Origin of the sequence: Gephyromycinifex aptenodytis, from assembly GCF_012277275.1 — a bacterium.
Classification (GTDB): domain Bacteria; phylum Actinomycetota; class Actinomycetes; order Actinomycetales; family Dermatophilaceae; genus Gephyromycinifex; species Gephyromycinifex aptenodytis.
This window is the reverse complement of the sequence record NZ_CP051155.1, coordinates 525,100-551,681: the sequence shown is the minus strand read 5'-3', so window position 1 is coordinate 551,681 and position 26,582 is coordinate 525,100. Positions and strand designations below refer to the sequence as shown.

18 protein-coding genes and 1 riboswitch are annotated in these 26,582 nt (G+C 66.0%); of the genes, 13 read left to right on the top strand and 5 right to left on the bottom strand.

Annotated features, from left to right (window positions below; all coding sequences use genetic code 11):
* Positions 1-43: 43 nt before the first annotated feature.
* Positions 44-2,713, top strand: coding sequence for a DNA polymerase I (gene polA, locus G9V96_RS02350; protein WP_168581597.1), 2,670 nt, complete (start codon positions 44-46; stop codon positions 2,711-2,713).
* A 314-nt stretch (positions 2,714-3,027) separates the two neighbouring features.
* Here polA and G9V96_RS02345 read toward each other — a convergent pair whose 3' ends face one another.
* Complete coding sequence (locus G9V96_RS02345) at positions 3,028-4,740, bottom strand: formate--tetrahydrofolate ligase (protein ID WP_226913612.1); 1,713 nt, start codon at positions 4,738-4,740, stop codon at positions 3,028-3,030.
* Between the two features lie 55 nt (positions 4,741-4,795).
* Entirely contained in the window at positions 4,796-5,689 is an 894-nt protein-coding gene (locus tag G9V96_RS02340) for a class I SAM-dependent methyltransferase (RefSeq protein ID WP_168581595.1), read from the bottom strand.
* 346 nt (positions 5,690-6,035) lie between these two features.
* Here G9V96_RS02340 and rpsA point away from each other — a divergent pair, with 346 nt between their 5' ends.
* From rpsA to G9V96_RS02310, 6 genes are all read left to right on the top strand, one after another.
* Positions 6,036-7,502 (top strand): 30S ribosomal protein S1, encoded by a 1,467-nt coding sequence (gene rpsA / locus G9V96_RS02335; protein WP_210424443.1) that lies wholly within the window; start codon positions 6,036-6,038, stop codon positions 7,500-7,502.
* 157 nt (positions 7,503-7,659) lie between these two features.
* A complete protein-coding gene (locus G9V96_RS02330) occupies positions 7,660-8,748 on the top strand; it encodes a hypothetical protein (protein WP_168581594.1) in 1,089 nt (362 codons plus the stop codon).
* A gap of 78 nt (positions 8,749-8,826) precedes the next feature.
* The gene (gene coaE / locus G9V96_RS02325; protein WP_168581593.1) at positions 8,827-10,014 is read left to right on the top strand and encodes a dephospho-CoA kinase; all 1,188 of its coding nucleotides are present in this window, start codon (positions 8,827-8,829) and stop codon (positions 10,012-10,014) included.
* Between the two features lie 258 nt (positions 10,015-10,272).
* A riboswitch (cobalamin riboswitch) is annotated at positions 10,273-10,448 on the top strand.
* 41 nt (positions 10,449-10,489) lie between these two features.
* Positions 10,490-11,173, top strand: a complete 684-nt coding sequence (locus tag G9V96_RS02320) for a ZinT/AdcA family metal-binding protein (protein WP_168581592.1) — start codon at positions 10,490-10,492, stop codon at positions 11,171-11,173.
* A gap of 432 nt (positions 11,174-11,605) precedes the next feature.
* The gene (gene uvrB, locus G9V96_RS02315) at positions 11,606-13,693 is read left to right on the top strand and encodes an excinuclease ABC subunit UvrB (RefSeq protein WP_319643821.1); all 2,088 of its coding nucleotides are present in this window, start codon (positions 11,606-11,608) and stop codon (positions 13,691-13,693) included.
* 184 nt (positions 13,694-13,877) lie between these two features.
* The gene (locus tag G9V96_RS02310) at positions 13,878-14,870 is read left to right on the top strand and encodes a TerC/Alx family metal homeostasis membrane protein (RefSeq protein WP_168581591.1); all 993 of its coding nucleotides are present in this window, start codon (positions 13,878-13,880) and stop codon (positions 14,868-14,870) included.
* A gap of 92 nt (positions 14,871-14,962) precedes the next feature.
* On the opposite strand, the gene G9V96_RS02305 is transcribed toward G9V96_RS02310, so the two are convergent.
* The 3 genes from G9V96_RS02305 to G9V96_RS02295 all read right to left on the bottom strand — a co-directional run bounded on the left by G9V96_RS02305 (position 14,963) and on the right by G9V96_RS02295 (position 18,195).
* Positions 14,963-16,477: an acetyl-CoA hydrolase/transferase family protein gene (locus G9V96_RS02305; RefSeq protein ID WP_168581590.1), complete on the bottom strand. Its 1,515-nt coding sequence runs from the start codon at positions 16,475-16,477 to the stop codon at positions 14,963-14,965.
* Positions 16,478-16,607: 130 nt separating this feature from the next.
* The gene (locus G9V96_RS02300; protein ID WP_404861433.1) at positions 16,608-17,495 is read right to left on the bottom strand and encodes an EamA family transporter; all 888 of its coding nucleotides are present in this window, start codon (positions 17,493-17,495) and stop codon (positions 16,608-16,610) included.
* 40 nt (positions 17,496-17,535) lie between these two features.
* Positions 17,536-18,195 carry an MBL fold metallo-hydrolase gene (locus G9V96_RS02295; RefSeq protein WP_168581588.1) on the bottom strand — a complete coding sequence of 220 codons (660 nt, stop codon included), beginning with the start codon at positions 18,193-18,195 and terminating at the stop codon, positions 17,536-17,538.
* 145 nt (positions 18,196-18,340) lie between these two features.
* Here G9V96_RS02295 and uvrA point away from each other — a divergent pair, with 145 nt between their 5' ends.
* The 6 genes from uvrA to G9V96_RS02265 all read left to right on the top strand — a co-directional run bounded on the left by uvrA (position 18,341) and on the right by G9V96_RS02265 (position 26,511).
* Positions 18,341-21,409: an excinuclease ABC subunit UvrA gene (gene uvrA / locus G9V96_RS02290; protein WP_168581587.1), complete on the top strand. Its 3,069-nt coding sequence runs from the start codon at positions 18,341-18,343 to the stop codon at positions 21,407-21,409.
* A gap of 150 nt (positions 21,410-21,559) precedes the next feature.
* Positions 21,560-21,988, top strand: a complete 429-nt coding sequence (locus G9V96_RS02285) for a Rieske (2Fe-2S) protein (protein WP_226913610.1) — start codon at positions 21,560-21,562, stop codon at positions 21,986-21,988.
* A gap of 88 nt (positions 21,989-22,076) precedes the next feature.
* Positions 22,077-22,508, top strand: coding sequence for a Rieske (2Fe-2S) protein (locus G9V96_RS02280; RefSeq protein WP_168581585.1), 432 nt, complete (start codon positions 22,077-22,079; stop codon positions 22,506-22,508).
* An 82-nt stretch (positions 22,509-22,590) separates the two neighbouring features.
* Positions 22,591-24,624 carry an excinuclease ABC subunit UvrC gene (gene uvrC / locus G9V96_RS02275; protein ID WP_168581584.1) on the top strand — a complete coding sequence of 678 codons (2,034 nt, stop codon included), beginning with the start codon at positions 22,591-22,593 and terminating at the stop codon, positions 24,622-24,624.
* 76 nt (positions 24,625-24,700) lie between these two features.
* Positions 24,701-25,576 carry an RNase adapter RapZ gene (rapZ, locus tag G9V96_RS02270; RefSeq protein WP_168581583.1) on the top strand — a complete coding sequence of 292 codons (876 nt, stop codon included), beginning with the start codon at positions 24,701-24,703 and terminating at the stop codon, positions 25,574-25,576.
* A complete protein-coding gene (locus G9V96_RS02265) occupies positions 25,576-26,511 on the top strand; it encodes a gluconeogenesis factor YvcK family protein (protein ID WP_168583792.1) in 936 nt (311 codons plus the stop codon). Before rapZ ends, G9V96_RS02265 begins: the two co-directional genes overlap by 1 nt.
* Positions 26,512-26,582: the final 71 nt, after the last annotated feature.

The window sequence follows — 26,582 nt, the reverse complement described above, 5'->3', positions numbered from 1 at the left end:
CTCGGGTGGGGCGCTGTCAGTAGCTGGGCCTAGGCTGCCATGCGTGAGCCGACTTCTTCTCCTCGACGGACACTCGCTGGCCTATCGCGCCTTCTTCGCCCTGCCTGCCGAGAACTTCTCGACGAGCACCGGGCAGACGACGAACGCGGTCTACGGGTTTACTGCCATGCTCATCAACCTGTTGCGTGATGAGCAGCCGACCCACTTGGCCGTCGCCTTCGACGTCTCTCGCCAGACATTCCGCACCGAGGAGTACGCCGAATACAAGGCCGGCCGGGCCACGACACCGGATGAGTTCCGCGGTCAGGTTTCGTTGCTCAAAGAGGTGCTGGACGCGCTGCGGATCACCCATCTGGAGCTGGACGGGTACGAAGCAGACGACATCCTGGCCACGCTGTCGACCCAGGCCGCCCAGCAGGGGATGGAAGTGCTCGTCGTCTCCGGTGACCGAGACGCCCTGCAACTGGTCGACGAACGAGTGACGCTGCTCTACCCCGTCAAGGGGGTCTCGGAACTCAGCCGCATGACCCCCAGTGCCGTCGAGGCCAAGTACGGCGTTCTTCCCGAGCGCTACCCCGATCTGGCAGCACTGGTCGGTGAAGCCTCTGACAACTTGCCCGGGGTGCCCGGTGTCGGGCCCAAGACGGCAGCCAAGTGGCTGGGGCAGTACGGCGACCTGACCGGGGTCGTCGCCCACGTCGACCAGATCAAAGGCAAAGCGGGCGAATCGCTGCGCGCCCACCTGGATTCAGTGCTGCGCAACCGCCGTCTCAACGCGCTGGTCCTGGATGTGCCGCTACCGCACAGCGTCGATGACCTGGAGCGCGTGAGCTGGGATCGCGACGAGGTGCACCGGGTCTTCGACGGCCTGGAGTTCCGAATCCTGCGGGACCGGCTGTTCAGCACTCTGGAGGCCCCAGAGCCTGAGGCCGAGGGGGCGGTCGCCGTCGAGGGTCAGGTGCTGGAACCGGGCCAGGTCCAGGCGTGGCTGCAGGAGCATTCCTCGGGGCGTAGCGGTGTCGAGATCGTCGGCACCTGGGCGCGGGGCACCGGCGACGTGGAATCGGTGTCGATTGCAGTCGATGGACAGGGCGCCTACATCGCCGTCGCCGACATGGACACCGCGGACGAGCGGGCCCTTGCCGACTGGTTGGCCGACCCGCAACGCCCGAAGGCGCTGCACGATGCCAAACGTCAGGTGCAGTCCGCAGCGGAGCGGGGATGGCAGGTGCACGGCATCGTCTCGGACACGGCGCTGGCCGCCTATCTAGCCCGTCCTGATCAGCGCAGTTACGACTTGGCGGACTTGGCGATGCGCCACCTGCGCCGCGAACTGACGCCGGCCTCCCAACAGCAAGGCCAGGGCACCCTGGATCTTGCTCTCGGTTGCGAAGGCGGGTCGATCCAGGCACAAACATCGATGAGCCGCGCCCAAGCCGTCCTCGACCTCTCGGCGGCACTCGATGAAGACGTCCAGAAGTCCAACGGGGCTGAGCTGCTGCGCGACATCGAACTACCCCTGACAGAAGTCCTGGCCCGGATGGAGCGGGTGGGAATCGCGGCCGATGCTGAGGCCCTGCAACATCTGGAAGGCCATTTCGCCGACCAGGTCGGGCAAGCGCAAGCCGACGCCTTCGCCGCGATCGGTCATGAGGTCAACCTCGGTTCGCCCAAACAGTTGCAGGTGGTGCTCTTCGACGAGCTCTCGATGCCCAAGACCAAGCGCACCAAGACCGGCTACACCACGGATGCCGATGCGCTGGGCGACCTGTACGCCAAGACCGAACATCCCTTCCTGGAGGCGCTGCTGCGGCACCGGGACGCGAGCCGCCTTCGGGTCACCGTCGAGGGACTGATCAAGTCGGTTGCCGACGACGGGCGCATCCACACGACCTACCAGCAGACCATCGCGGCCACCGGTCGGCTATCCTCCACGGATCCCAACCTGCAGAACATCCCGATCCGCACCGATGAAGGGCGTCGTATCCGGTCGGTCTTCGTGGTGGGCTCGGGTTACGAGACGCTCATGTCGGCCGACTACAGCCAGATCGAGATGCGGATCATGGCTCACCTCTCGGGTGACGAGGGGCTCATCGAGGCCTACCAAAGCGGGGAGGACCTGCACCGATTCGTCGGCTCCAAGGTGTTCGGCGTCGAACCGGGTGAGGTCACCCCGGCGATGCGAAGCAAGGTCAAGGCGATGTCCTACGGGCTGGCGTACGGGTTGTCCGCGTATGGGCTGTCCAAGCAGTTGGCAATCAGCACCGCCGAAGCCAAGGGCCTCATGGACGAATACTTCCTGCGGTTCGGGGGAGTGCGTGACTATCTGCAGCAGATCGTCGCCGATGCTCGCGCAGTGGGCTACACCGAGACGATGTTCGGCCGCCGCCGTTACCTGCCCGACCTCGATTCCGGCAACCGACAGCGCCGCGACATGGCTGAACGGATGGCGCTCAACGCCCCCATCCAGGGCTCGGCAGCCGACATCATCAAGATCGCTATGCTCGGCGTCGACGCGGGACTGCGCGAGGCCGGGCTCGCGTCGCGAGTGCTGCTGCAGGTACACGACGAACTCGTCCTCGAGGTCGCGCCGGGTGAGCTCGAGACCGTCACCGACCTCGTGCGCGACCGCATGGGTGCCGCCGCTGACCTTGCCGTACCCCTCGAGGTCAACATCGGGACCGGTCGCTCCTGGCAGGACGCCGAACACTGAGCCGAACCCTCAGCTGACCCCATCGTGGCCCCGGGGCTCTTTCGCCATCAGCGCCACGGTGGGGCATGGCAGGATCCGTCCCGTTGAGTGCGGGCCATCCGCGAGGGCCCGAGGACATGCTCACAGGGTCCACAGCACCCAGCCCGGCTGCATCCGCTGGCGCACCGCCAGACAGGAGCACCGGCACACTCGACTCAGAACCGACCCGCGTCAGGGCCGCGGAACAGGTGGGCGCTGAGGCAGGCACCGCAGGAGCCCCGCACCGAAATGAATCGGTGCGGGGCTCCGGTGCGCTATCGGGTGGTGCGCAGCGATCAGAACAGGCCGACGATGTTGCCGTCTGCGTCGATGTCGATGCGTTCGGCCGCGGGTGACTTCGCCAGGCCGGGCATCGTGCGCATCTCTCCGGCGATGGCGTACACGTAGCCCGCTCCGGCCGCGACGCGCACCTCACGCACCGGCAAGGTCCAGCCGGTGGGGGCGCCCTTCAAGCTCGGGTCGCTGGAGATGGACAGATGCGTCTTGGCGATGACGACAGGGAACTGGCTGTAGCCGAGGACCTCGAACCGGGCCAGGTCTCGCTCGGCCGAGGGAGCGTAGGCGACGTGGTCGGCTCCGTACACCTTGGTGGCGATGGCGTGCAGCTTGTCCTTCAGCGGCGCGTCGAGTTCGTAGGTGTACATGAAGTCGGTTGCCTCGGAGCAGGCCTTCTCCACGACGTGCGCCAATTCCCTGGCGCCGTCGCCGCCGTCGCGGACATGGGTGCTGACTGCCACGTGAGCTCCGGCGACCTGGGCGATCTGCTTGATGACCTCGTGTTCGCTGTCGAAGTCGCCGGGGAAGGCGTTGATGGCCACGACGGGGGAGACCCCGAAGCTGCGCACGATTTCGATGTGTTTGCGCAGGTTGGCGGCGCCGGCGCGAACATCGGCCGGGTTCTCCTCCAACATCTGCGGCGGCAACGGCTTACCCGCGACTACCTTGTAGCGACCTGAGTGCGCCTTGAGCGCGCGCACCGTCACGACCAGGACTGCCGCATCCGGCTGCAGCCCGGAGACCCGGCACTTGAGGTTGAAGAAACGCTCGGCGCCCATGTCCGCGCCGAAACCGGCCTCGGTGATGAGGTAGTCGCTCATGCCGATGCCGACCTTGTCGGCGATGACCGAGGAGTTACCCGTGGCGATGTTGCCGAACGGACCGGCGTGGATGAGCACCGGGGTGTGCTCGAGGGTCTGCATGAGGTTGGGCTTGATCGCGTCGCGCATGATGACGGTCATGGCGCCGCCGGCTTTGAGGTCATCCGCGCTCACCGGGCGACCGTCGAAGGTGTAGCCGACGACAATCCGTCCCAAGCGCTCACGCAGGTCGGCCAGCGAGGTCGCCAGCGCCAGCGCGACGCCGACCTCGCTGGCAGCGGTGATGTCGAAGCCGCTCTGGCGGGGCACACCGTCGACTCGGGCGCCCAAGCCGACGACGATGTTGCGCAGGGCCCGGTCGTTCATGTCGATCACGCGACGCCAGGAGATCGTGCGGGAGTCGATACCGAGCTCGTTGCCGTGGTGCAGGTGATTGTCCAGCATCGCGGCCAGCAGGTTGTGGGCTGCGGTGATGGCGTGGAAGTCGCCGGTGAGGTGCAGGTTCAGCGTCTCCATCGGGACGACCTGGCTGTAGCCGGCGCCGGCCGCGCCGCCCTTGATGCCGAAGGTCGGTCCCATCGAAGGTTGCCGTAGCGCCAGAGTGGCGGTACGCCCCTCCTTGGCCAACCCCTGGGCTAGACCGACGGCCGTGGTCGTCTTGCCCTCACCCAGCGGTGTGGGGGTGATGGCGGTGACAACAACGTACTTGGCCTTGGGTCGGCCTTTGAGTTCATCGACAGCACGCTCGCTGACCTTGGCCACATGACGTCCGTATGGCTCCAGCAGCTCTTCATGCAGGCCAGCCGCTTCAGCGACGGCGGCGATGGGCGCGAGATCAGCCGCGCGGGCGATCTCAAGGTCGGACGGGAAAGATTTACTCACGGCCGTCATCATCACTCAGGTTGACGGGTGATGCGGGCGTTTTGGGTGATGTTCTGTCGCTTCGTCACTCCCGGGTGCACACGAAGATGGCCGTTCCCGGGATTGACTGACCCCGCAGCGGACTCCACCCGCCCCAGGAGGACGTGGTCCGCTCCGGCCATTCCGGCTCCACCAGATCCACCAGTCGCAGACCGGCAGCGATGATCTCGCGGACCCGGTCGCCCAGCGTGCGGTGGTGCTCGGCGTACACCAATTCGCCGTCTGCGGTCTCGACATAGGGCGTCCGGTTGAAATACGACATGGTGGCGGTCAGGCCGTCCGGCCCAGGTGAATCCGGAAACGCCCAGCGGATCGGGTGGGTCGTAGAGAAGACGAACCGCCCGCCAGGGCGCAGCACGCGGGCGCACTCGCGCATCAACAGCGCCGAGTCCGCGACAAACGGCACCGCGCCGTAGGCCGAGAAGACCAAGTCGAACGTCTCATCGGCGAACGGCAGTGCGCAGCCGTCGGCGAGCACCAGAGGCAATGGTGGCTGGCCGAGGTCGGCGTCGATCTGTCGACTCTTACCCAACATTCCACCCGAGATGTCGGAGGCGATAGCGCGCGCGCCCTGCGAGCGCACATAGCGTGATCCCTGTGCTGCGCCCGCCCCGACCTCCAGGCTGAGCGTGTCTTGCAGCTCACCGAGCAGCCCCAACTCGCGCTCGGTCCAGCCCTCCGGTCCCCAGACGAGCTCGGCGTCGCCGAGGAACTCGCCGTGCTCCTGGTAGTACGACTCGGCCTCGATGTCCCACCACTGCCGGTTCGCTTGCACCGTCGAGGTGGCGTCGACCTCATGGAATCCGGCCGCCAACGCGTCGGTGGAAACCGCCACGACTTCCTGGGGGAGCGCATCGAGTGCGGGGGCAGCGCCCTGGTGATGGTGCTCGGGTGGAGGTGATGGTACCGGCCGTGTCATCGCACCAGTCTGCCCGGCTTTACTCGGCACATATCGGCTGGGTAGTCTGAGGCTTGCGTATGGTCTACCTGTTGGACGCCGATGGCGTGCCTGCGATGGGCGTTTCACCCCGCTGGCATCAAGTCGACGCAGTGTCCTGCCGGTCAGCCAGACGCGGGTCTGCTCCTCGATACCGTCTCGAACGGCTACGAGGCACTTTGTCGGCACGTGAACGAATGAAGAGCACCTCTGGCGCGCCTCGTTCGGAAACCGTCGGCCTGGTGGCAGACGAGTACCTGTACAACGGGGTTCGAGCACCCGGTTCGGGCCCCCCGACCTACTGTCCACAATCGAAAGTCCCCACTACATGACTGTCAGCAACCCGCAGGTCGCGATTAACGACATCGGATCTGAGGAAGAGCTTCTTGCCCTCATCGACGCGACGATCAAGCACTTCAACGATGGCGACATCGTCGAAGGAATCATCGTCAAGGTCGACCGTGACGAGGTCCTCCTCGACATCGGCTACAAGACGGAGGGCGTTATCCCCTCCCGCGAGCTGTCGATCAAGCACGACGTAGACCCCAACGAGGTCGTCGGCGTCGGTGACCAGGTCGAGGCACTTGTCCTTCAGAAGGAGGATAAGGAAGGCCGACTCATCCTGAGCAAGAAGCGCGCTCAGTACGAGCGCGCGTGGGGCACCATCGAGCGGCTCAAGGAGGAAGACGGCGTCGTTACCGGTACCGTCATCGAGGTCGTCAAGGGCGGCCTCATCCTCGACATCGGGCTGCGCGGCTTCCTTCCTGCTTCCTTGGTGGAGATGCGTCGTGTCCGCGACCTCCAGCCGTACGTCGGCAAGGAGATCGAGGCCAAGATCATCGAGCTCGACAAGAACCGGAACAACGTGGTCCTGTCGCGTCGCGCATGGTTGGAGCAGACCCAGTCCGAGGTCCGCACGAGCTTCTTGAAGGAACTCGGCAAGGGCCAGGTCCGCACGGGTGTCGTTTCCTCGATCGTCAACTTCGGTGCGTTCGTCGACCTCGGCGGCGTCGACGGTCTGGTTCACGTCTCGGAGCTGTCCTGGAAGCACATCGACCACCCCTCCGAGGTTGTCGAGGTCGGCCAGGAAGTCACCGTCGAGGTTCTCGACGTCGACATGGACCGCGAGCGGGTTTCGCTCTCGCTCAAGGCGACTCAGGAAGACCCGTGGCAGCACTTCGCCCGTACCCACGCGATCGGGCAGGTCGTGCCGGGTAAGGTCACCAAGCTCGTCCCGTTCGGTGCGTTCGTTCGCGTCGACGACGGCATCGAGGGCCTGGTGCACATCTCCGAGTTGGCAGAGCGTCACGTCGAGCTGCCGGAGCAGGTCGTCACGGTCGGCACCGAGATCTTCGTCAAGGTCATCGACATCGACCTGGAGCGTCGTCGCATCTCGCTGTCGCTGAAGCAGGCCAACGATGCCGCAGTGGCCGGGGCCGAGTTCGACCCGACCCTCTACGGCATGGCTGCCGAGTACGACGAGCAGGGCAACTACAAGTACCCCGAGGGCTTCGACCCCGAGACCAACGAATGGCTCGAGGGGCACGAGGAGCAGCGCGAGAAGTGGGAGCGGCAGTACGCCGAGGCCCACGCTCGTTGGGAGTCCCACCGCACGCAGGTCGAGGAGGCCCTCAAGGCCGACGCCGAGGCAGTCGCTACCGGCGGCACCGTCGAGGCTCCGACGACCTACTCCTCCGGTGGCACCACGGAGTCCCCGGAGGCGACCAGCCACGAGGGCACCCTGGCCTCCGACGAGGCGCTGGCTGCGCTGCGCGAGAAGCTCACCGGCAACTGATTCATCCTGTTTGAGCGCGATCACGGCGGTCCGTCCCCTCACCGGGGGCGGGCCGCCGCCGCGTACCCCCACGGGATGACGCCGCTGCGCCCGTCAAGTGCGGCGCAGCAGAGCGTGATTCGCTCAGGATGCGGCATGGGAGGCCGTTGGGGTAGGAGTGAGGTCCACTCTGTGCGTTGCGCTGCTGGTAGCGGTGGCGCTCCTGGCAGGTTGCGCCACGAGGCAGCCAGACTCGCTGCCGGAGCAGCCCATCATCTACGCGGTACCGACCGAGGTGCCCGCCACGGTCATGACCGTGGCGCCCATCACAGCTCCCGTCGTCGTCAAGCCTCCAGATCTGCGCCCCCAGGACCTTCGTTCCACGTATGCGCCGTCGGTATGCGGAGCGCCGGAGCACCGGATTCGCGGTTACCGCGGGGTGGGCTTGAACGGGGTCGGTACGCATCTGCAGGTGCTGCAGGGCTACACCCCCGACACCCCACCGGTGCCACCACTGCTGGTTGACCTGGACGGTGACGGCGCCCGGGATGCGTTGGTGGTGCTCTCCTGTGAGGTGGCCGGGGTGCCGGGCCCAGACACGCTGGTGCTGTACACCGCAGGGCCTCGCCCCATCGCCGTCGCCGGCCTGGACCCGTTGCAGCGCCAACGCCATGCCGCAGTGCGTTCGTTGCGGGTGCGGGACGCTCAGATCGTTGTCGAGTGGGCGGGTTTCGATTCGGCGCAGGGCCCGGTGACTCCCTACGAGGCGGTCGTGACTTATGTGAACGGTTCGCTCGTTCTACAGCAGGCAGGACGTTCTTCAGGGCCGCACGAGGTGGTGGTCGAGACCGGCGCGTTCGTCACTCCGGACGGCAACATTCGCTGTGTCATGCAGACCGGCATGTCCTGGTGTTCGGCCCGTAAAACGACGTGGAAGCCAGCTGTTCCACCGGCCGGTTCGAGCTGTGAGCCGGCAGCCTACGGACGCACGCTGGCGATCGTGAACGGCGCAGCGCGCCGCTCCTGCGCCACTCAGGACGACAGCGCCGCTGCAGTCCTCGGCGGGGCGCTGACTGGGTGGCACCGCAGCGGTTGGGACCCCATGGTGCGGGTGGGAGCGCAACCCAGCGCAGGCCTGGCAGTCGGCTCGTCGATGCGCGCCGGGTCGGTGGTTTGTGCCGTGCGCACTGCCGACTCAGTGCATTGTCGGGATCGGCAGTCGCGATCGTCATTCATCCTCGGACGGACCTCGCACGCGCTGAGCTAGGAGATTCATCACGGGCCGTTGTGGAGCTCGCCTGGCCGAACCCTCCGGCGGGAGCGATCTTCCGCCTACAGTGAGGTCATGTTGAGCGTAGGACTGACCGGCGGTATCGGATCCGGCAAGTCGACGGCGGCACGCCGTTTGCGTGAACTCGGTGCGGTGGTGATCGACGCCGACGCGGTGGCCCGTGAGGTCCTGGCTGCGGGCTCCGAGGGCCTGGCCGAGGTGATCGACCGGTTCGGTTCACAGGTGCTCGCCGCTGACGGTGCCCTGGACCGTGCGGCGCTGGCCGGGCAGGTCTTCGGTGACGAGGTGGCCCGGCAGGACCTGGAGCGGATCACCCACCCCCGCATCGCAGCGCGTACCGACCAGCTCTTAGCGGCAGCAGGACCGGGGGACATCGTCGTCCATGATGTCCCGCTGCTGGTGGAGAAGAACATGGGCTCGCGCTATCACCTTGTCGTCGCTGTTGATGCTCGGCCGCAGACCCGGGTGGCTCGCGCGGTCGAGCGGGGGATGAACGAGAACGATGTCCGGGCTCGGATGGCACACCAGGCCTCGGACGCGGCGCGAGCCGCTGCCGCTGATGTGCTGCTGGACAACAACGGCAGCCAGGAAGACTTGGCCGCCGATGTGACGAAGCTGTGGAACGAACGGCTGCGCCCGTTCGAGGCGAACCTGTCCTCCGGGACGGTTTTCCGGCGTCCCGACACCCCGGTTCTGGTCGAGGGCAGCGACTGGGATCTGCAGGCCAACCGGTTGATCGAGCGGATCGGCCGGGCGTTGGGGGAGCGTGCGCCCGAGATCGAGCATGTGGGCTCCACGAGTGTGCCGGGGATGCGCGCCAAGGACGTCATCGACATCCAGGTCGGGGTCGGTGACCTACGTGAGGCCGACGACCCAGACTTCATTCAGGCCCTCGCCGCGGCGGGGTTCCCACGGGTGGACTCCAACCGGATGGATCACCCCACTGACGCAGTTCCGGACCCGTCGCTGTGGATCAAGCGCTTCCATGGTTCGTGCGATCCCGGGCGGGTGGCGCACGTCCACGTCCGCGAGTTGCAGAGCGCGGGGTGGCAGTATGCGCTGCTGTTCCGTGACTGGTTGCGCGCCGACGAGGACGGCCAAGCAGACTATGAGGCGGTCAAAGCGCGCCTGTCCGCCGAGACCGACTCCTCGACCGCCTATGCCGAAGCCAAAGCACCCTGGTTCAACGAGGTGTGGCCGCGAATGCAGGCCTGGGCGCAGCGCTCGGGTTGGCACGACTGAGATAGTCGGCGGTCGAGCGGCGGTAGCGGAGCAGGCCGCTGCTGCTCGCCCGCGCGAGCGGGCTCACCGCTCTGCCTGGGTTGCCTGCCAGGTCAGCGACGCCTCGCGCGGGCGGGGGGATCAAGAGACCCTCGGTTGCTGAGCTTGAGGCGCACCGCCTACCTGACCGTCCTGCGCTGGCGGCAGAGCCGCGCGTCCGCGTTGCTCCACATCACACGAAACCCGGTATGCCCCTGGCGGCCACGCGGCACCCCCCCCATGTACGGTGTGCATGTTGGTACAGCCCCGTGTGGGGTCAGGGAACCTGGTGCGAATCCAGGACTGACGCGCAGCGGTGAGGATGACACGAAGGCACGAAGCCACTGGCGAACGCTGGGAAGGCGCCTGAGCGGTTGATTCCGAGTCCGAAAACCTGCCAACACCTTCATCCGCTCGGGCCTCGCGAATGGGCCCGCTGAATTCGATCGGAGTATCGATGACGAAACACCGTGCCCTGGCGGCCTGCCTAGCACTTGCCTTGCCCCTGACGCTGAGCGCATGTGGCGGCGCTGACGAGCAGACCCCCGGCGCAGCCGAATCGTCCGCCACCGCAGTTGAATCGCCCTCTGGCGCGGCCGACTCGACTCCCAGCGCGGCCGACTCGGCCTCGGTGCCCGCCGAGCTGCAATCCCTGTCCAGTTGGAAGGGTGAGTGGAACAACATTGACAACTACCTCGACGACCCGGCCCTCGCGCCGGGGTACGAGGCAGCTGCCAAGAAGAACAACAGCACCCCCGATGAGGAGAAAGCCGCCCTGCATAAGCGTCGCGCCTCCGACTTCGGCGGTCTGGTGATCGATGGAGACAAGATCACCTTCCTGGACAACTTCCCGTCCAAGGACGGCAAGGAGATCTCGTCCTCGGAGTACACCTGGGACAAGACCTACGAGAGCGTCGTCGGTGGCAAGACCCGCACCTGGTACGCCTTCAAGGCAACCGACTCCGCGGCGAAGTACCCGACGGTGATGTTCTTCCCGATCGATCACGAGGAAGACCTGCTGCACTTCCACATGCGGTACGGCAACACCCCGGATGAGCTGTTGGCCAAGGAAGACTGGTTCCCCACCGTCGTCTCTCCGGACACCACCACCGAGCAGTTGATCGCCGAGATCTCGGAGTAGATCACCGCTACGCAACGCACCGGGTCCCCTGCCGTCACGGCAGGGGACCTGTTTCATGATGGGCGAGGGTTCGTCTGGCCGCAGACCTGGTGCAGCTCGACGGTCACGACGTGTGGGCATCGGATACCTCGGCCGAGATTCGCAGCGCTGCATCTGCCTGGCGTGCGACGACGTAGGTCGAGCAGGACCGAACCCACAAGGGGTTGTCGGGAGTGCAGCTCTACCGCTGTCGTTGTGCAATCAGTCGGTGAAGGAGGTCCTCGTCCTCGCCTCGCCCTGGCTCTGGCCGACGCAGGCCGGAGTGTCACGCTCGTGATTTCCGCCGTGTTCGCCCGGTACGCCCTGGTCATCTGCCGCCGGCCGGTGCGTTGAAGGCGCCGTCGCGGTCGCACCGATGAAGGGTTGTCGGAGGTCAGGTCTACCGTGGTCGCTATGCGGCCCATCACAGATTTGCAGCGGCGCGTCGCCCCCTTCGAGGTCGTCTCGGACTTCTCCCCCAGCGGAGACCAACCGCGTGCGATCGCCGAGCTCACCCGACGGATCGAAGCGGGGGAGCAGGACGTCGTGCTCCTCGGTGCAACCGGTACCGGTAAGTCCGCCACTGCGGCCTGGCTCATCGAGAAGGTGCAGCGCCCCACCCTGGTGATGGCGCCGAACAAGACGCTGGCCGCGCAGTTGGCCAACGAGTTCCGTGAGCTGCTGCCCAATAACGCCGTCGAGTACTTCGTCAGTTACTACGACTACTACCAGCCCGAGGCATACGTGCCGCAGACGGACACGTACATCGAGAAGGACTCCTCGATCAACGACGAGGTGGAGCGGCTGCGACACAGCGCCACCAACTCCCTGCTCACCCGGCGCGACGTCGTCGTTGTTGCCTCCGTCTCCTGCATCTACGGCCTGGGCACCCCGCAGGAGTACGTCGACCGGATGGTGCGCTTGAAAGTGGGGGATGAGCTGGGCCGCGAGGCGTTGCTGCGGCGCTTCGTGCAGATGCAGTACACCCGCAACGATCTCGCCTTCACGCGCGGCACCTTCCGGGTGCGCGGCGACACCGTGGAGATCATCCCCGTCTACGAAGAACTGGCGCTGCGGATCGAGTTCTTCGGCGATGAGATCGAACGGCTCTACACTCTGCATCCACTCAGCGGGGAGGTGATGGCTGAGGAACAGGAGATGTACGTCTTCCCCGCCACGCACTATGTGGCCGGCCCGGAACGCATGGAGCGCGCCATCACCGGCATCGAGAAGGAGCTTGAGGAGCAACTCGCCGAGTTCGAGCGACAGGGCAAACTGTTGGAGGCGCAACGGTTGCGGATGCGCACCACCTACGACATCGAGATGATGCGTCAGGTCGGGTCCTGTTCCGGCATCGAGAACTACTCGCTGCATATTGACGGCCGCCCGCGCGGGTCAGCCCCGAACTGTCTGCTGGATTACTTCCCAGAAGACTTCCTGCTGGTCATCGACGAGTCGCACGTGACTGTCTCCCAGATCGGTGCCATGTACGAGGGGGACATGAGCCGCAAACGCACCCTTGTCGACCACGGTTTCCGTCTGCCTTCCGCAATGGACAACCGGCCGCTGAAATGGGAAGAGTTTCTCGAGCGCACCGGGCAGACCATTTACCTGTCCGCCACCCCTGGGGACTATGAGATGGCCAAGTCGGACGGATTCGTGGAGCAGATCATCCGCCCGACGGGCCTGATCGACCCCGAAATCATCCTGAAACCGACCAAGGGTCAGATCGATGACCTGCTGTACGAGATCAATGAGCGCGCGTCTCGCAACGAACGGGTACTCGTCACGACGTTGACGAAGAAGATGGCCGAGGATCTCACCGATTACCTCCTCGATAAGGGGGTGCGCGTGCGCTATCTGCACTCTGAGGTCGACACACTCCGGCGGGTAGAGCTTCTGCGGGAGCTGCGTCTGGGGGAATACGACGTCCTCGTGGGGATCAACCTGCTGCGTGAAGGTCTCGACCTGCCCGAAGTGTCCCTGGTGTCGATCCTCGACGCGGATAAAGAAGGGTTCCTGCGTTCCGCGCGCAGCCTGATCCAGACGATCGGGCGCGCCGCCCGGAACGTATCCGGCCAGGTGCACATGTATGCCGATTCGATCACTCCGTCGATGGCCTCGGCGATCGAAGAGACGCGTCGGCGCCGCGAGAAGCAGGTGGCGTACAACCTGGAACACGGCATCGACCCCACGCCGCTGCGCAAGCGGATCGCCGACATCACCGATCAGCTGCGCCGCGAAGACGCCGACACCGAAGCCTTGATGGGCAGCGGCCGGACCCAATCGCGCGGCAAGGGGGCCCGCGGTCGGGCCGAAGCGGTGACACCACGGCACGCGGTTCCTTCGGCTGCGGGCGACCTGGCCAGCCTGATCCAGGACCTGACCGCACAGATGCATCAGGCAGCAGAGGACCTGCACTTCGAGCTGGCAGCACGGCTGCGGGACGAGCTTTCCGACCTCAAAAAGGAACTTCGCCAGATGAACGAAGCCACGCGCTGAGGGGAAGATGCTCTGCTCGACGCCGATATGAAAGACTGCGACGTCAACGGAGGGGAGTATCCCCACGCGGTGTGCCCGTCAACACGGTTGAGCGCTTCGCTGAGCGCGACACCCGGGGCACCGGTCCGCCCCACGGGTGGGAAAGACCTCCACTCGCAACTCGTGTGAAAGGGCGGATCTGCCTGTGAACGTCCCCCTCTGGGTATGGATAGCCACTTTGACGGTGACTGTCGCGTTTCTTCTCGTCGACGTCGTTTTCATCGCCCGCCGTCCGCATCGCCCATCGATGGGAGAGTGCGCACGTCACCTGGCTTTCTTCATCTCGGCGGCAGTCCTCTTCGGTGTCGGCGTCGGGGTGTTCAGCGGCTGGAACTACGGTAAAGAGTTCTACGCCGGCTGGCTGACTGAATACTCCTTGTCGATTGACAACCTGTTCGTGTTCATCATCATCATGGCGAAGTTCCGAGTCCCGGAGCGCTTCCAGCAGACCGCGCTGATGGTCGGCATCATCATCGCCTTGATCCTGCGCGGAATCTTCATCGGAGTCGGTGCCGCGCTCATCAACCAGTTCGCGTGGGTCTTCTATATCTTCGGCGTCTTCCTGATCTACACCGCCATCGAATTGGCCAAGGAAGGCATGGGCCAGGGTGAGGACGAGGATTTCAAGGAGAATGCGTTCCTGGCATTCGTCGAGCGTCGCTTCCCAGCCACCCAGTCCTGGGACCACGGCACCAAGCTCATCGGCCTGGAAAACGGCAAGAAGCTGATGACCCCGATGCTCATCGTCATCCTGGCCCTCGGCTCGACCGACCTCATGTTCGCGCTGGACTCCATTCCGGCAATCTTCGGATTGACGCGGGAGCCATTCCTGGTATTGACGGCGAACATCTTCGCCCTGATGGGGTTGCGACAGTTGTACTTCCTCATCGGTGGCCTGCTGAAGCGACTGGTCTACCTGTCGCTGGGGCTGTCGGTGCTGCTCGGCTTCATCGGCGTCAAACTGATCCTGCACGCCCTGCACGAGAACACGCTCCCGTTCCTCAACGGCGGCCAGGGCTTGCACGTCCCCGTTATCGGCATCGAGGCCTCGCTCATCGCGATCGTGGCCATCCTGGGCGTCACCACTATCGCCAGCCTCATCAAGTCCCGCAGCGTCCAGCGCGCTGAACTGGACTGAGGTGCGGCTGGGCGCACTAGGCAAACCAGCGCACGACAAGGGGCGGACCGCAAGCGGTCCGCCCCTTGTCAGCTACTTGTCGCCTGGGTGCCTCAGCTCGGCATCATCGTGCCCGAGGTCAGGAACCGGCGGTGCCAGGAGTGCGCCTGCTCCAGATCGTGCGGGGTGTGCTGGCCGTTGGCGACCTTGGAAGCCCGCTGCACGTACTCCTCCAGCAGGGGACGGTACGTGGGGTGGGCGCACTTCTCGATGATCACCTTGGCGCGTTTGCGAGGCGCAAGACCGCGCAGGTCCGCAAGACCCTGCTCGGTGACCAGGATGTGCGTGTCGTGCTCGGTGTGGTCGACGTGGCTGACGAACGGCACGATCGAGGAGATCGCACCACCCTTGGCCGTCGAGGGCGTCACGAATGCCGAGATGTAGGCGTTACGAGCGAAGTCGCCCGAACCGCCGATACCGTTCTGCATCCGGCTACCCATGATGTGCGTCGAGTTGACGTTGCCGTAGATGTCGGCCTCGATGAGGCCGTTCGTGGCGATGACACCCAGACGCCGGATGAGCTCGGGGTGGTTCGAGATCTCCTGCGGGCGAAGGATGATGTTTCGCCGGTACGTCTTGGCGTTCTGGTTCATGCGCTCCGCGGCATCCGGGGAGAGTGAGAACGCGGTCGCCGACGCCATCGTGACCTTGCCGGCGTCGATCAGCTCGACCATTCCGTCCTGAATGACCTCGGTGTAGGACGTGAGGTTCTCGAACGGGGAGTCCAGCAGCCCGGCCAGGACGGCGTTGGCGATGTTGCCGACACCGGACTGCAACGGAAGCAGCTCCTTGGGAAGCCGTCCCACGTTCACCTCGTGCTGAAGGAAGTCCAGCAGGTGCCCGGCAATGGCTTTGGACGTCTCGTCCAGCGGCTTGAACGGCGTGTTGCGGTCCCGCTGGTCGGTTTCGACAACCGCGATGACCTTCTCAGGGTCGACCGTCAGGTACGGCTGACCGAGCCGATCGCTGGGCTTGAGCATCTGAACCGGCTGCCGGTAAGGGGGCAGAGCGAAGCGGTCGTAGATGTCGTGCATGCCCTCGAGATCGGTGCTCTGCCACGAGTTGACCTCGAGGATGACCTTCTCTGCCTCATCCAGCCACACCTTGTTGTTACCCACCGAAGAACTGGGAACCAAACGCCCGTCTTCGGTGATGGCGGTGACCTCGATGACGGCGGTGTCCAAGGTCCCCAGGAAGCCTTCACGCACGAGCGGGCCCAGGTGCGACAGGTGAATGTCGATGTAGTCCGTCTCGCCCGAGTTGATCTTGGAGCGAGTGACCGGGTCCGACTGGTAAGGCAGACGGGTCTTCATACCGCCAGTTTCAGCGAGCGCACCATCGAGTTCAGGAGCCGTCGAGGCCCCCGTCCACACTCCGATGTCAAAGGGGCGCCCGGCTGCGGTCTCCTCGCGGATCTGCGTCGCGAGCGCAACAGGCACCGCCTTGGGGTAACCGGCCCCCGTGAAACCGCTCATGCCAACGTTGTCACCGTGCTTGATGAACGCTGCAGCATCTGCTGCGGGCATGATCTTGTTCCGCATCTGCTTGTTGCCGACGCGACTGGCCATCTTTCCTCCGTCCGATGAATGACGTGCAGGTGCATGTGCACCGCGCGACTTCGCACATTTACGGTAGCGTCCCGGCGGGCGGTCCCGGACCGGATCCCCGCTCGCCACGGCCATTGGTCCCGGTATCGGCTCAGAGTTTCGTGTCCGGGAGGGTGGGTGGAGGCTGCGCACTGCGGGTGACCGAGGCTGAAGCGCCCACGACGCACCCCATCCCGACCAGTTGTAGGGGGTCGAGTCGTTGTCCGAGAACGAAGAACCCGGCTATGGCTGCCACCGCAGGCTCCAGGCTGAGCAGGATGCCGAACACCTGGGCGCTGAGGCGGCGCAGTGCCACCAGCTCCAATGAGTAGGGCAGTACGGATGAAAGCACCGCAATCCCCAGCCCGCGGATCAGAGGTTCGGGTGTCAGCAGGGTGTCTCCCGCGGTGAGGATGCCGAACGGTGTCACCAACACCGCCGCGACCACCAGGGCCAGCGCCAAACCGTCCAGGCGCGGGAACCGTGCACCGGCACGCCCGGACAGCACGATGTAGCCGGCCCAGAAGGCCCCGGCGAGCAGCGCGAGCAGAATCCCGAGAATGTCGAGTTGGGCCCAGTTGACCTGGGCGATCTCGGCGATGAGGATGACGCCGGTCGCCGCCACGATCACGGCGATGATGTCGCGCACCCGGCGGGTCGTGGAGGCAGCGAGTACCAGAGGCCCGATGAACTCGATGGTGACAGCCACCCCGAGGGGGAGTCGAGTCAACGACGCGTAGAAAGCGGCGTTCATCCCGGCCAGGGCGACACCGAAGGCGGCCACGGTGGCCCAGTCGGCCCTGTGGTAGCCGCGCAGCCGGGGCCGGGCTATCGCCAGCATGATGACGACGGCGAAGATCAGACGCAACGACACTGACCCGGCGACACCGACCACGGGCAGCAGCGTGGCGGCGAGTGCCCCCCCGAACTGAACCGAGACGACCGCCCCGAGGACGAGCGCCACCGGGAAAGCGGAGGGAGAGGGGTAGCGGGTCACCAGCGAATCGTGACAGTTCGGCCCGACCCCCGAGAGCCCGGGGCTACCAACCGCGTTCGCGCCACTGCGGGAGGTGCGGACGTTCAGCGCCCAGGGTGGTGTCGTCCCCGTGGCCGGGATAGACCCAGGTGGCGTCGTCCAGGACATCGAAGAGGCGGGTCTCTAGATCGTCCATGAGTTGGGCGAAGTCTTCAGGGGTGGAGGTCTTGCCGGGACCCCCGGGGAACAGACTGTCGCCGCTGAACAGGTGCGCCTGTCCGTTAGGCGCGGTCCATGTCACCGCGATGGCGCCCGGGGTGTGCCCGCGCAGATGGGTGATATGCAATTGCTGTTCACCCAGGGTGATCTGCTCCCCGTGGCGGAGTCGACGATCGGGGGCCATCGGTAGATAATCAGCGTCGTATTCGCCGGCCAGAGTGGTGGCACCGGTTGCCTGGGCCAGGCCGGTCAACGCCCGAGTGTGATCAGCGTGCCGGTGGGTGGTGAGGATTGCGCTCAATTCCCCAGTGCCCTCTGCGATGAGTTGCTGCAGGCGGGGCAGGTCGTCTGCGGCGTCGATGAGCAATTGATCGCCGGTGGCGGTGCAGGTGAGCAGATAGGCGTTGTTGTCCATCGACCCCACGCTTGCCTTACGGATCGTCAGGCCGTCGAGTTGACGAACCTGGCTGGGCCCAGCGGAGGTGACGTGCCCGGTATAGGTCATGGTTGCTCCTTCGAGGTGCGAATCATCCTGGGGCCATCTTGGAGGAGAATCCCCGTTCCAGGCGAGTGAGGCTGCCCGGGCACTGCGGGCGATACGTGATCGCCCGGAGCTGTCGCTGCAACGGTTGTCAGGGGTGGCACCTACGATGTGCCGCGTGGCATCACCGACCGGCACCGACCTCTCCCGACTCCGCGACCGACTCATCGTTCGAGGCGCCCGCGAGCACAATCTCAAAGACGTCTCGATCGACATCCCGCGTGATTCGCTCGTCGTGTTCACCGGCCTGTCCGGATCGGGTAAATCCTCCCTGGCCTTCGACACGATCTTCGCGGAGGGGCAACGTCGTTACGTCGAGTCGCTCTCGGCCTACGCCCGCCAGTTCCTCGGGCAGATGGACCCACCGGATGTCGACTTCATCGAGGGGTTGTCGCCTGCGGTCTCCATCGACCAGAAGTCCACCAGCCGCAACCCGCGCTCAACGGTGGGGACGATCACCGAGGTCTACGACTATCTGCGGCTGCTCTACGCTCGCGCCGGCAGACCGCACTGCCCCACCTGCGGGGAACCGATCACTCGGCAGAGCCCCCAACAGATCGTGGATCGACTGCTGGAATTGCCGGAGAGAACCCGCTTTCAGGTGTTGGCACCGTTGGTGCGAGGGCGCAAGGGAGAGTACGTCGACCTCTTCGCCGAACTCCAGAGCAAGGGCTTCGCCCGAGCGCGGGTGGATGGCGAAGTCATCTCGCTCGCGCAGCCCCCCACGCTGGAGAAGCAGAAGAAACACACCATCGAAGTGGTCGTCGACCGGTTGGTCGCCAAGGGCGGGGACGCATCGGCCAAACAGCGGTTGACCGACTCGGTCGAGACCGCCTTGGGGCTGGCTGGGGGAGTCGTGCTCATCGACTTCGTCGATATCGCTGAGGACCCGACCCCGGAACAGTTGGCCGAAGACCCGCGCGCACTACCCTCCGAGCGGCGCTTCTCGGAGAAGATGGCCTGTCCCAATGAGCACCCGCTGAACGTCGATGAGATCGAGCCGCGATCGTTCTCGTTCAACAGCCCCTTCGGCGCCTGCCCGGTCTGTACCGGTATCGGCACCGAGCTGGAGGTGGACTCCGAACTGGTCATTCCCGATGAGGACCTCTCAATTCGCGAAGGCGCCATCGCCCCGTGGTCGCAGTCCACCGGCGTGGCTGACTACTTTCTGCGGGTACTGACCGCGCTCGCCGAAGACCTCACCTTCACCTTGGACCAGCCCTGGCACTCCCTGCCGCAACGGGCCAAGACCGCCATCCTCGAAGGTCACAAGCACAAGGTGCACGTCAAGTACCGCAACCGGTGGGGGCGGGATCGTCAGTACTCCACCGGCTTCGAAGGAGTCATCCCTTACGTGCGTCGCCGGCACGCCGAGACTGACTCGGACTCCTCGCGCGAGCGGTACGAGGGATACATGCGCGAGATCCCCTGCCCGGCGTGCAAGGGTGCACGGCTGAAACCCGAATCGTTGGCGGTGCTGCTGGGCGGGCGCAACATCGCGCAGGTGTGTGCCCTGTCCATCGGGGAATGCGCGCGCTTCCTCAAGGAGGTGGAGCTGACCTCCCGTGAAGCGGCGATCGCCGAGCGGGTCGTCAAAGAGATCGAGATGCGTCTGGGTTTCCTGCTCGACGTCGGCCTGGAGTACCTCTCGATGGATCGCCCGGCGGGCACCCTCTCCGGCGGTGAGGCCCAACGCATCCGGCTGGCCACCCAGATCGGTTCCGGCCTGGTCGGCGTCCTGTATGTGCTGGACGAGCCGTCCATCGGTCTCCACCAGCGCGACAACCATCGGCTCATCGGAACCCTGACGCGGCTGCGGGACCTGGGAAACACCCTCATCGTGGTTGAGCACGACGAAGACACCATCCACTCGGCCGATTGGATCGTCGACATCGGCCCTGGCGCGGGCGAACACGGCGGTGCCGTGGTGCATTCGGGCTCGCTGGAGGGGTTACTGAAGAACAAGGACTCCCTGACCGGCGCCTATCTGGCGGGACGGGCGAGCATTCCTGTCCCGCAGCAGCGCAGGGGAGTCGACCCGCAGCGGCAGCTGAAAGTCTTCGGGGCCCGCCAGAACAACCTGGACGGAGTCGATGTCAGCTTCCCCCTGGGCACCCTGGTCGCCGTGACCGGCGTGTCAGGTTCAGGCAAATCCACCCTGGTCAACGACATCCTGTACAACGTGCTGGCGAACAAACTCAACGGGGCACGCCGGGTCCCCGGACGGCACAAGACCGTCACCGGGCTGGAGCACCTCGACAAGGTCATCCACGTCGACCAAAGCCCGATCGGGCGTACGCCGCGCTCCAACGCGGCCACCTACACCGGCGTCTTCGACCACGTCCGTCGCCTGTTCGCCGAGACGACCGAGGCGAAGATACGCGGCTACCAGCCGGGTCGGTTCTCCTTCAACGTCAAGGGCGGCAGGTGCGACGCCTGTTCCGGCGACGGGACCTTGAAGATCGAGATGAACTTCCTGCCGGACGTGTACGTCCCCTGCGAGGTCTGCCACGGCGCGCGCTATAACCGCGAGACCTTAGAGGTGCGTTTCAAGGGCAAGACCATCGCTGAGGTTCTGGACATGCCCATCGAGGAGGCGGCCGACTTCTTCGCGGCGGTCCCGGCGATCGCACGCCACATGCGCACCCTGAACGACGTGGGCTTGGGCTATGTGCGCCTTGGGCAGCCCGCCACCACCCTCTCCGGCGGGGAGGCCCAACGGGTCAAGCTCGCCACAGAGTTGCAGAAACGCAGCAGCGGCCGGTCGGTGTACGTCCTGGACGAGCCCACGACCGGACTGCACTTCGAGGACATCCGCAAGCTGCTCGCGGTCCTGCAAGGGCTGGTCGACAAGGGCAACACCGTCATCGTCATCGAGCACAACCTTGACGTGATCAAGAACGCCGACTGGGTCATCGACATGGGCCCGGAGGGTGGCAGTGGCGGCGGCCGCGTGGTGAGCATCGGAACCCCGGAGGATATTGCGGCCGACCCTGCCAGTCACACCGGCCGCTACCTCGGGCCGGTGCTGCAGCGGGCCGACCATGTGCCGCAGGTAGGTGCACCGGCCGCGGCCGTGCTCGATCCGCGCGCGGCGCGGGCCGCTAAGGCCGGTAAGAAGGCGGCCGCGCCCCCGAAGCGGTCCCGCAAGGCCGCAGCGGCAGCGAAACGTTCCTGACAGATGCCGGCCCTCGGCTGATCCACCCAACTCGGGGGACCTTGGTCCGCGTTCGGGGTGCAGGTCCGGTCCCCGGAGTCGAAGCAATAGAGTGACAGGACGCTCCACTACGCCCGGAGCGGCCGATCCTTGGCGAAGGAGCCGAACGTGATGGAGCAGAACAAGGCACCCAGTCGCCGAATGGTCCTCAAGGTGGCAGGCGCCGCCGTGACCGTGACCTTCCTGGCCGGTTGCGGGGGGCAAGGAAACGACAGCGCTGCTGCGCCGATTGACACCGCAGAAGTGCGCGCCGCGGTCGAGAAGGCGGTCAGCGCCGGAACGGTCCCCGTCGGAGGCGCACAGTTCCTCAGCGACGCAGGCGTGGTCGTCACTCAACCGACGAAGGGCGATTACCGGGTCTTCTCCGACGTGTGCCCGCACCAGAACGGCCGAGTATCTATCGTCGACAAAGGAACTGGGCGCCTGGTGTGTGCCCTGCACGGCAGCCAGTTCAACCCGGCCACGGGCGCAGCCGAGGTGGGTCCAGCCTCAACCGGACTGACCCCGGTGGAGGTACCGGTGAGCGGAAGCACCGGCTGAGCGACCTCGAGCGCTCCTCCTCGGCCGGCTGCCGATCGGCGCCACCGGCCGCGATATTCGATACGTGACGTAGAAAGAGGTCCAGGTAATGGGCGATGTCTCTCCAGTGGTCAACCGTCGAGTGCTGCTCAAGGCGGCCGGGGTCGTGGCCACGCTGACCGTCGTCGCCGGTTGCTCTTCGCGCGGAGAAAGCAGCCCCGCCACAGAGGTCGATATCGAACAGATCCGGGCCGCTGCGGATGCTGCGGTGGCTGCGGGCGAGGTCCCGGTCGGCGGCGCCGCCTTCCTCGAGGACGTCAAGGCGGTCGTGACCCAGCCGACAGCCGGTGACTACAAGGTCTTCTCTGATGTGTGCCACCACGCGAACGGTCGCGTCAGTCGCGTCGACCCCGACACCGGGGACCTGGTCTGCGTCCTGCACGGCAGTGTCTTCGATCCGGCTACCGGCGCGGTCAAGGCCGGGCCCTCCCCGCGTGGCCTCGATTCCCTTGCACCCACAGCCACTCCGTCCCCAGCCTGAAGCACCCCGTCACTGCGGTGTGGGGCCGCGGGGCGTCCACGCCGCGGACCCGCTTGTCGGTGGGCACGTCTAGGGTTGCGTCGTGGCTGATCCCTCGACGTACCGACCTCGCCCAGGGGAGATCCCGACCGATCCGGGTGTCTACCGTTTCCTGGATCAGCAGGGGCGGGTCATCTATGTGGGCAAGGCCAAGTCGCTTCGGTCCCGGCTCTCTTCCTACTTCCAAGACGTAGCCCACCTGCACCCACGCACCCGCCGGATGGTCTTTGCCGCCTCCCGGGTGGAGTGGACGGTGGTGAGCACCGAGGTTGAGGCCCTGCAACTGGAGTACTCCTGGATCAAGGAGTACGACCCGCGTTTCAACGTCAAATATCGCGACGACAAGTCCTACCCCTATCTGGCCGTGACCATGGGGGAAGCCTTTCCCCGCGCCATGGTCCTGCGCGGCAGTAAACGAGCCGGAACGCGCTATTTCGGGCCGTACACCCACGCCTGGGCGATCCGAGAGACGCTCGATCTGTTGCTGCGGGTCTTCCCGATACGCACCTGCAGTAAGGGCGTGTTCAACCGCGCTCAGCAATCGGGGCGGCCGTGCTTGTTGGGCTACATCGACAAGTGTTCTGCGCCGTGTGTGGGTCGGGTGGATGAGTCCCAACATCGTGCGATCGCCGAGGAGTTCTGCGATTTCATGGCGGGTCAAACGGGCCGATTCGTGGCCCGGTTGGAGCGGGCGATGAAGGCCGCTGCGAGTGAATTGGACTTCGAACGGGCCGCTCGGCTGCGAGACGACCTGGGGGCCCTGCAGAAGGCGCTGGAACGCAGCGCAGTGGTGCTCCCGGATGCCACCGACGCCGACGTGTTCGCGCTGGCCGGTGACGAACTGGAGGCGGCCGTCCAGGTCTTCCACGTCCGTGGCGGGCGGATCCGCGGGCAACGAGGCTGGGTGCTGGATCGCGCCACGGCCTCCGGGGAAGACGACTCCGCCTTGATCGAGCAACTCCTCATCGGCGTGTACGGCGGTGAATCAGGCGAAGCGGTGCCCCGCGAGGTACTGCTGCCGGTACTCCCACCCGACCTGGACACCGTCTCGGCGTGGTTGAGCAAGCGACGCGGCTCGGCCGTCGATGTGCGGGTACCCCAGCGCGGAGACAAGAAAGCGCTCGCCGAGACTGTGCGTCGCAACGCCGAACAGTCCCTGGCCCGGCACAAGGTGAGCCGAGCAGGCGATCTGACAGCCCGCGGACAGGCACTCTCGGAGCTGCAGGAGGCACTGGGCCTGCCGGAGGCGCCGCTTCGGATCGAGTGTTACGACGTCTCGCATGTGCAGGGCACCAACGTCGTCGCCTCGATGGTGGTGTTCGAGGACGGGCTGCCGCGCAAGTCCGACTACCGCCGGTTCATCATCCGCGGTGAGACGGGCAAGGTCGGCGCCGCAGCAACGGAGGCGAGCGCCACCGCGAGCTCGGCCGAGGGTGAGATTCGAGTGGACGACACCGCCGCCATGCACGAGGTGCTCACCAGGCGCTTCCGGCGACACCTCGCCGACGCCGAACAGCCCTCGCCGGAGGCCGGCTCCGGTGAGGTGGAGGTTCCACTCGGCATCGACCCGCGCACCGGGCGTCCGCAGCGCTTCGCCTATCCGCCCCAGCTTGTCGTCGTCGATGGCGGGCTTCCGCAGGTGAACGCCGCCAGCGCCGCCCTGCAGGCGGTGGGGGTGCAGGACGTCGCCGTCGTCGGGCTCGCAAAGCGGTTGGAGGAGGTGTGGGTGCCCGGTGAGGACTTCCCGGTCATCCTGCCGCGCAGCAGCGAAGGTTTGTTCCTACTGCAACGGCTGCGAGACGAGGCGCACCGCTTCGCCATCACCTTCCACCGCCAGCGACGCAGTAAGGCAATGACGCTCAGCGTTTTGGACGAGGTCCCAGGCTTGGGCCCGGCCCGCCGAGCCGCTCTCCTCAAACAATTCGGCTCGGTGAAGAAGATGCGGGCCGCATCGGTCGAAGAGTTGATTGCGGTCCCGGGAATCGGCCCCGCACTCGCCCAGACTGTGCACGACCGTCTCGCCGCAGAACAGGCTCCGATCGCGGTCGACCCCGCAACAGGGGAGGTTCGGGAGTGAAACACGGCACGGGGGTGCACGATGGGTGCAAGGTAGGCGGGCATCGCCCGTTCCAGGCAGCGACAGGAGCGAAGCCATGAGCGAGCACAGCCCCGAGAATGACGAGTTCGTCGTTCTCACGGGCATGAGCGGCGCAGGCCGCAGCACGGCCGTCCACGCGATGGAGGACCTCGGTTGGTACGTGGTGGACAACCTGCCGCCGGCCATGCTGGTCCACCTCGCCGAACTCGCCCGTGAACACGGCGGGGTGCCGCGGCTGGCCGCCGTGGTCGACGTGCGTAGTCGTGGTTTCTTCGCCGCCTTCACCCAGGCCTTGGCCGACCTACATGCTGCCGGGCACGCACCGCGGGTGATTTTCGTCGATGCCAACGACGAGTCGTTGGTGCGCCGGTTCGAGAGTGTACGCCGCCCGCACCCGTTGCAGGGCGATGGGCGCCTGCTCGACGGCATCCAGCAGGAGCGGGCCATGCTCGCCGACCTGCGTTCCGACGCCGACCTGCTGGTGGACACCTCCGGTCTGAACGTGCACCAGCTCACAGCCAAGGTGCGCCAGATGTTGGGCGGGGGAGCCTCTACCCGGTTGCGGATCGCCATCGTGTCCTTCGGCTTCAAGTACGGGGTGCCGCTGGACGCGGACATCGTCTTCGACATGCGGTTTCTGCCCAACCCGTATTGGATTCCCGAGTTGCGCCCCTTCACCGGGCGGGACCCGCAGGTAGCTGCTTACGTGTTGTCCAAGCCGGAGGCGCAAGAGTTCATCGAACGCGCCCTCGACCTGATGGAGCCGATGCTGGCCGGGTATCTGCAGGAAGGGCGGCGCTACATCACCATCGCCGTCGGCTGCACCGGCGGTAAACACCGGTCCGTGGCCGTTGCCGAGCAACTCGCCAAGCGCTTGGACACCGATGCCATCGCAACCTTGCTCTTCCACCGCGACTTGGGGCGCGAGTGATCTCGCGCCCGGTCGTCGCGCTGGGGGGAGGCCACGGTCTGGCGGCTTCCCTGTCCTCGCTGCGGCTGCTCACCGAGAACGTGACGGCCATCGTCACCGTGGCCGACGACGGCGGATCCAGCGGTCGCCTGCGAGAGCAGTACGACGTGCTCCCGCCCGGGGATCTACGGATGGCGTTGGCGGCCCTGTGCGACGACTCCGAATGGGGACATCTGTGGCGAGACGTCCTGCAGCACCGCTTTCCCGGCAACGGCGAGCTCGGCGGGCACGCCTTGGGCAACCTGCTGATCCTGGGCCTGTGGGACCTGTTAGGAGACACCGTGCCCGGTCTGGAGATGGTCGGCCGCCTGCTCGGCGCCCGCGGCCGGGTGCTGCCGATGGCCTCGGTCCCGTTGGCGATCACCGCCGAGGTCAAAGGCCTGCGTCCGGAGCGGCCCAACGAGGTGGAAGTGGTGCGTGGCCAGGTCGCCGTCGCCACGACCCGCGGTGAAGTGCTCTCGGTGCGGCTAGACCCTGCCGAGCCGCCGGCCTGCCCAGACGCCTTGAGCGCCATCAGCGAGGCCGAATGGGTGGTCCTGGGCCCGGGATCCTGGTTCACCTCCGTCATGCCGCATCTTCTGGTGCCGGAGCTGAACCTGGCTTTGCAGAACACCCCGGGCAGGCGGCTGCTCACGCTCAACTTGGAGATGCACACCACCGAGACTCAGGGGTATTCGGCTGAGCGCCACCTGGAGTCCTTGCGGGCTCACGCGCCCGACCTGCATCTGGATGTGGTGCTCGCGGACCCGCAGGTCGTCGACGACCGGAAACGTCTGGAACGCTCGGCTGCCCGACTGGGGGCCGAGGTCGTGCTCGCCGAGGTTTCGCAGCCGGATCACCCGGGGCGTCATGATGCGCTGCGGCTGGCGGCCGCATACCGCGACATCTTCGGCTAGGCAGCCAGTTCCTTTGCCCGCAAGGGAATTCGGCCGCTGCCCGGTTCGCGCCAAGGATGCGGCAGGATAGG